This is a genomic window from uncultured Campylobacter sp., assembly GCF_938017705.1.
Lineage (GTDB): Bacteria > Campylobacterota > Campylobacteria > Campylobacterales > Campylobacteraceae > Campylobacter_B.
Genome location: NZ_CALIIS010000220.1, coordinates 1 through 6,152 on the forward strand (window position 1 = coordinate 1; position 6,152 = coordinate 6,152).

5 protein-coding genes are annotated in these 6,152 nt (G+C 42.2%); 3 read left to right on the forward strand and 2 right to left on the reverse strand.

Going from position 1 to position 6,152, the window contains the following annotated elements:
* Positions 1-70 precede the first annotated feature (70 nt).
* Positions 71-1,252 (reverse strand): molybdopterin molybdotransferase MoeA, encoded by a 1,182-nt coding sequence (locus Q0605_RS10030; RefSeq protein WP_298706677.1) that lies wholly within the window; start codon positions 1,250-1,252, stop codon positions 71-73.
* A gap of 480 nt (positions 1,253-1,732) precedes the next feature.
* Entirely contained in the window at positions 1,733-3,001 is a 1,269-nt protein-coding gene (gene murA, locus Q0605_RS10035; RefSeq protein ID WP_298706679.1) for a UDP-N-acetylglucosamine 1-carboxyvinyltransferase, read from the reverse strand.
* 124 nt (positions 3,002-3,125) lie between these two features.
* Between murA and Q0605_RS10040 the strand changes: the two genes are divergently transcribed.
* The 3 genes from Q0605_RS10040 (at position 3,126) to Q0605_RS10050 (ending at position 5,825) form a co-directional block, all read left to right on the forward strand.
* Positions 3,126-3,761 (forward strand): NlpC/P60 family protein, encoded by a 636-nt coding sequence (locus tag Q0605_RS10040; protein ID WP_005870540.1) that lies wholly within the window; start codon positions 3,126-3,128, stop codon positions 3,759-3,761.
* A 787-nt stretch (positions 3,762-4,548) separates the two neighbouring features.
* Positions 4,549-5,106, forward strand: a complete 558-nt coding sequence (locus tag Q0605_RS10045) for a rhomboid family intramembrane serine protease (protein ID WP_298706681.1) — start codon at positions 4,549-4,551, stop codon at positions 5,104-5,106.
* 44 nt (positions 5,107-5,150) lie between these two features.
* Positions 5,151-5,825, forward strand: a complete 675-nt coding sequence (locus tag Q0605_RS10050) for a histidine phosphatase family protein (protein ID WP_298706683.1) — start codon at positions 5,151-5,153, stop codon at positions 5,823-5,825.
* The last annotated feature ends 327 nt before the right edge of the window (positions 5,826-6,152 follow it).

Here is a 6,152-nt window from a genome sequence, read left to right on the forward strand (position 1 = left end):
TATTCCCGCATGCAGTAAAAATAAAGCGCGATTGTAGCCTATAAATTTTCATTTGTCAATAATTCCTCGCTTAAATTTCATAAATTTTTACGATTTCTCTAGCGCGAACTTTGTCGCATTTGGGATCAGCCAAGAAAAAATGCGATGCCGCAGCCAGCGGTCTGATGCGCCCAGAAGGCGACGGCATAGGCGTAAAAACTCCGCCTTCATATGCGCCTACGGTTAAATTTACTCTGCCGCTTTTTAGCTTCAGATCGCTTGCGAGCTTGGCATAGATCGCTGCTTCTGCGCTAAAAGCCTCGCCTGCGCCGCTAAGCTTAAATAGGATCGGTAGTATGACTGCGCGCGTAAGCACGAAAGCAGCCATCGGATTGCCTGCCATTGCAAAGACGAATTTGCCGTCTTTTGCGAAGCACTTGCTAGGGCGGCCGGGCTTGATATCGATGTGATCGAAAACCTGCAAAAATCCAAGTTCGCTCATAGCGCTTTGCATAAAATCCGCCTCCCCAGCGCTTGCTCCACCGCTGGTAATTAGCACGTCAAATTTACGCGTAGCAGCGTTTAGCGCCTCGCATACCGCGCTAAAATCATCCTTTAAAATCCCTAAATACTCATTTTCAAAGCCGTATTTTTGCAGCAATGCAGCAATACCACTAGAGTTGGCGTTATAAATTTCGCGCTCACTTGCGCTCTGCCACGGCTCTTTTAGTTCGTTTCCACTGGAAAATAGAGCGATTTTAGGACGCGCGTAAACGCTTACTTCGTAAATTCCTTGCGCGGCAAGAAGCATGATTTTAGCAGGGTTTAAAATTTCGCCACGGCGCAATAAAAGCTCGCCCGCGCGCACCTCCTCGCCTTTTTTACGAAAGCCGTCGTGGGCATGAACGGAAGCAGGGATTTTTAGAGTTCCACCTTGCGCGTCTACATCCTCTAGCCTCGCGACAGAGTCCGCGCCTGCAGGCATTGGCGCGCCGGTCATTATCTTTTGCGCTTGCGCAGCCTTGATTTCGTAGAATTTCTCATCTCCCGCAAAAATCGTAGGCTTTACGATCTTTAGCTTTTCGTCTTTGAATTCCGCCGCGTAGGCATAGCCGTCAAGCGCCGAATTATCGAAGCAGGGTAGGTTTTTAAGCGCTGAAATATCGCTAGAAAGGATGCGGTCTAGAGCGCTGGGAAGAGGCACCTTTTCGCTCTGCCTGCTTGATGTGATTCTAGCCGTAGCCAAATCTATAGCCTCATTTATTCCTATCATTTTAAGTCCTTTTTATCATTTTTTACATTTTAAATTCGCGCAGTTAAAACCTCACATAGTCTTAAATTCTATGTTTTGCCGGAGCTTGCAAAGCAAAATTTTATCCAAATGAGTGCGCAAAATTTCACGGGCTCAAACTTGCCTTATTTTAAATGCGAGCGTTGCTTAAAATTTCAAAGTATATCACTCGTAGAATTCCGCTTTGCCCTAGGAATTCCACCCACATTTGCTTAAAAAATTACACCACGGCTCGTTCATTAAATTTTACCAAAGTTCGCCACTTTAAATTCTTAAGAGGTTCATCCTTCGAAATTCTACCAAGATTTGCCTTTAAAATTCCGCCGCATTTAGTTTTAGCGGTTTTAAATGCATTGCTGCTGATAGAATTTACGTGGCTCTTACGTAGCGTGGCATTTTAAAACGCGTTTTGCGTAAAATTCCACTTTGCTTGCTTCCGCAAGATTTTTTATTTCGAAGTCCTCATTCCTCCAGCCTCTGTATATCGGCACCAAGCGCACCAAGCTTAGCTTCCAGTCTCTCATATCCGCGATCTAGGTGGTAAATTCTATGTATTTTGCTCTCGCCGCGCGCCGCAAGGGCGGCTAAAACGAGTGCCGAGCTGGCGCGCAGATCGGTAGCCATCACGTCTGCGCCGTTTAGCTTGCCGCCGCTGATCGTCGCGATGTGGCCGTTTAGGCGGATATCTGCGCCCATTCTTGAAAGTTCGCTTACGTGCATGAAGCGGTTTTCAAAAAGCCTCTCGTCGATGGTGCTGACGCCCGAGGAGATGCACGCAAGCGCCATAAACTGCGCCTGCATATCGGTAGGAAAGCCCGGATATTCGCTCGTGATGATCTCTACGGGTTTGATCTTTGAAGCGGGCAAGATCGTTATCTCCTCGCCGCCGTTTGAAATTTCAAATTTAAAGCCCATATCTTCAAATTTTGCAAGCACCGCGCCAAGATGAGCCGCGCAAGAGTGCGTGATCGTGATACGGGAGCCGGTAATCGCGCCCGCGCACAGATAGGTGCCCGCCTCGATGCGATCGGGAATGATCGAAATTTCGTTCAAGCTTAAAAGCTCGCCGCCGCTTCCTTTGATAAGGATTTCGTTCGTGCCGATGCCCTCTATGTCGATGCCTGCGCTTTTTAATGCGTTGCAAACGGCGATTACTTCGGGCTCTTTTGCCGCATTTATGATATGCGTGGTGCCGCTTGCTAAAGCCGCTGCCATTACGATATTTTCGGTGCCGGTGACGGTAATTTTGTCAAAATTTATAGTCGCGCCCTTAAGCCCCTTTTTTGCGGTGCAAACGACGTAACCCTGCTCGATCTTAACCTCTGCACCCATCTTTTCAAGCGCGCTAAGGTGTAGATCGATCGGTCTTGCGCCGATCGCGCAACCCCCGGGAAGGCTTACCTCGCAGTGTCTAAATCGCGCTAAAAGCGGCCCCAGCACCAAGATCGAAGCGCGCATTTTGCGCACTATGTCATAGATCGCCTTGGTCGAGTTTATCTCGCGCGGATCGATTTTGGCGGTGTTGGCGTCAAGGAACTCGCACTTTGCGCCTAAATTTGAAAGTAGCTGAATTAGCGTGTGGATATCGGAAACTGCAGGTAAATTTTTAATTACGACTTCGTTTCTTGAAAGGATAGATAGAGCTATGAGCGGCAATGCGGCGTTTTTTGCACCGCTTATTTTGACGCTGCCGCTTAGTTTTTTGCCCCCGTTAATTCGTAGATAATGCATAATTTCTCCGTGTAAAATTTCGGCGATTATACAGAATTTAGCTTTAAAGTTACCATTTTGTTACCGCCAGGCGCTAAAATTACGCCCAAAATTAACCGTTACATAATTTTATAAGGATTTTTATATGAAACAACTAATTATTTGCGCTTTGGGTGCGTTTTTGCTGGTCGGTTGCTCCTCAAAAGCCCCGTCTGCCGGCAGCCAGCAAGCGTATGTCTTAAACGATCATGAAGAGGGAATAACTTCGGTGCCGGGAAGCGAGTTTAACCGCCCGCTAATTGCATCTGTGGACGATTACACCGGCACTCGCGCTGGAGGGGACTGCAGCGGATTTATCACCGTGCTAAATGATAAATACGATGATCTATTTTTTAACTCAAAAGATCTGCCGAAATACTTCACAAACGGACGTAAATCCCAAGCAATATATAATTATTACAGCCGTAAAAATTTACTCAGCAATACGCCGCGAGTGGGGGATTTGGTATTTTTTCAAAACACCTTGCGCTCTAACAAAGGCAAGGTCAATAACGAGATCAGCCATATCGGTATCGTGCGCGAGATCTATGCCGACGGTCGCGTGAAATTTGTCCACAATACTCGCGGTAGAAATCAAGCGGACTTCGTAAATTTAAATAAGAAAAACGTCCATGTAGCGGGGCAAAAGATGGAAAATAGCTACATCGTGCGCTGTGGCAAAGACCGCATAAGCTGCCTAGCGTCGAACCGCTTCGCAGGATACGGACGGGTGAATAACTAGAATTTTGAAAATTCTTTCGCCCGTATTTTTTGAAAAATTTCTTATAACTTTTGGAATTTATTAGATTTTATGAAATTTCGTTAGACCTTTTAAAAATTCGCGGCGGTTTAAAAATTCGCGACGGTTTGATTTATGCTCTAAAATTCCAAGCAAAATTTTGCAAATAATTTCGCTTGGAATTCTAGCTATGACTTAGCTTTGCAGAATTTATTAAATTCCTAAAATTCTAATCAAATTTTAGAATTTTATGGCTTTTAAACTCCTGTAGTAAAAACTTATGAATAAAAACTCATTTTGATGCTATCGCGGTAAATTAAATTAGCATTTTTAACGCGTAATTATATATAACAAGCATTTAATAAAATATTACTCTAAAAATTTATTTTGAAATTAATTTGAACTCAAATTTTTGTTATTCTTAATAAAATTATACTTATAATTTTATATAAAATTCTACAAAATGGCTTCATATAACTGAAATTTTATCGTTATTAAATTTAACGGCATGTTTGTTTTTTAATTTACGTCAGATAAACTTTATAAATTACGTAAAACTTTCAAAAAAGATTTACGGTCTAAATTTTATCATGAAAATTTTACTTTAAAGCCGCTATATCTAAATTTTAACTTTAACGCAGCTATTTTGATAAGGCGCTTGCAATTAAAACCATTGTCAAAATTTTGATGCTAGAACTTATCTATAATTTTTCTCTAACCCATAAAAACACGCGACGCCTTTAATTTAATCAAAATTTTGCTACTATGCGTGAAAAATTTAAGGAGTTTCATGCAAACAGGCAAATTTACTCTCGCGATCATTGTGGCGAATGTCCTATTCTTCGTGATTTCATTCGCATTAGAATATTTTTTTGGCTTTAAGTCCTATCTATTTTTTGGGCTCAATCCATATTTTTTCGAGGGGATGCCGTGGCAGCTATTAAGTTCATTTTTTATGCACGGCGGAGTGATGCATCTAGTGATGAATATGGCAGTTTTGTATCAATTCGGTGGGATTTTAGAGCGAGCGTTCGGTGGGATAAAATTTACGCTATTTTACATCGTAGGCGGGCTGCTTAGTGGCGCTTTGTGTCTGATTTATATCCGTTATGCCATGAGCATGGGAGAAATCGTCAATATCGTAGGCGCTAGCGGCGCTATCTGTGTGCTTTTAGGCGTGATTGCTTATTTTGATAAACGCAATGCGGGCGGGATTTTTATCGCAATTTTGATAATGAGCTTTGCACCGATGCTAATGGGCATAAATGTGGCGTGGTATGCGCACATAGCGGGATTTGTGGTCGGTTATGGCTTTGGAATAATCCAGAAAAAATTTAGAATTTTGTAGAATTTAACGCTAAATTTTACATAAAATTTTGTGAAAGGATGCAGATGAAACGGATATATTTTATAAGACATGCCGAGGCGCAAAGCGGCGGCAAAAGCGATTTTGAACGGGCATTAAGCCAAGTGGGCGAACTTTGCGCAATTAAACTCGGAGAAAAGCTGCGTAGCTTGGGACTTACGCCTGATTTAATTATTACAAGCTCGGCTATACGCGCACTCCATACGGCGCAAATTATCGCTAATGCGTTGGATGCGATAAAAAGGGTAGCGTCATTGCGAGAGTTATACGACGCAAGCTTATGGGATTTGGCAAAGTTTGTTCGCAGCTTGGATGAGAAACGATTTTTTGGGTGCAGTGTGAATGTTGAAAAATACAATGCGGTTGGTTTGAGTAGCGAAAAACATCGCGACGCAAACGCTGAAAATTCTGCTTTTAAGAGCGCTAAAATTCCCGCTAGCATTAGCGAAAATAATGCGCTATCTTGCAATGATGTGGAAATTTCTAGCACAGATGTTATGCAAAATTTTAATGCAGCTAGCGCAGAATGCATATTTATCGTTGGACATAATCCGGCAATAGGCGGAATTTGCTCGCTTTTAGGCAAGAAGGAAGTCGATAAATTTCCTCCTTGTTCGATTTGCGGCTTAGAATTTAACATTCATAAATTCTCAGATATTACCGATCATAGCGGCAAGATGGTAATGCTGCAATGCCCTTAATTACGCTTTTAACGCTTCATAATTACAATCGGGCGGCTCGTTGGCGCATTTAAAGCTACTTTTTGCCGAGCATTGCAATATGTTCGTGAAATAAGACCATATGGCAAAATAGCAAATTATTTTTGAGATAACTTTAAATTTTAAAAATTTCCAATGATGTGGCTTGCCTTGAAAATCGTAGTCTAAATGAGTCAAAAAACTAAATTTCATATTTTTAGATAATCGAGCGCTAGCGCTTTTGCTTGAAATTTCATTTGCTTTGAAAAATCTTAAGTTTAGATTTTACGGATGGAAATTTCACGCTGAAATTTTCTCAAAAATATAAAT

What these genes read in the sequence shown, in the direction of transcription:
- murA (WP_298706679.1), bottom strand. Translation starts at nt 3,001, where the DNA reads ATGCATTATCTACGAATTAACGGGGGCAAAAAACTAAGCGGCAGCGTC.
- Q0605_RS10050 (WP_298706683.1), top strand. Translation starts at nt 5,151, where the DNA reads ATGAAACGGATATATTTTATAAGACATGCCGAGGCGCAAAGCGGCGGC.
- Q0605_RS10040 (WP_005870540.1), top strand. Translation starts at nt 3,126, where the DNA reads ATGAAACAACTAATTATTTGCGCTTTGGGTGCGTTTTTGCTGGTCGGT.
- Q0605_RS10045 (WP_298706681.1), top strand. Translation starts at nt 4,549, where the DNA reads ATGCAAACAGGCAAATTTACTCTCGCGATCATTGTGGCGAATGTCCTA.
- Q0605_RS10030 (WP_298706677.1), bottom strand. Translation starts at nt 1,252, where the DNA reads ATGATAGGAATAAATGAGGCTATAGATTTGGCTACGGCTAGAATCACA.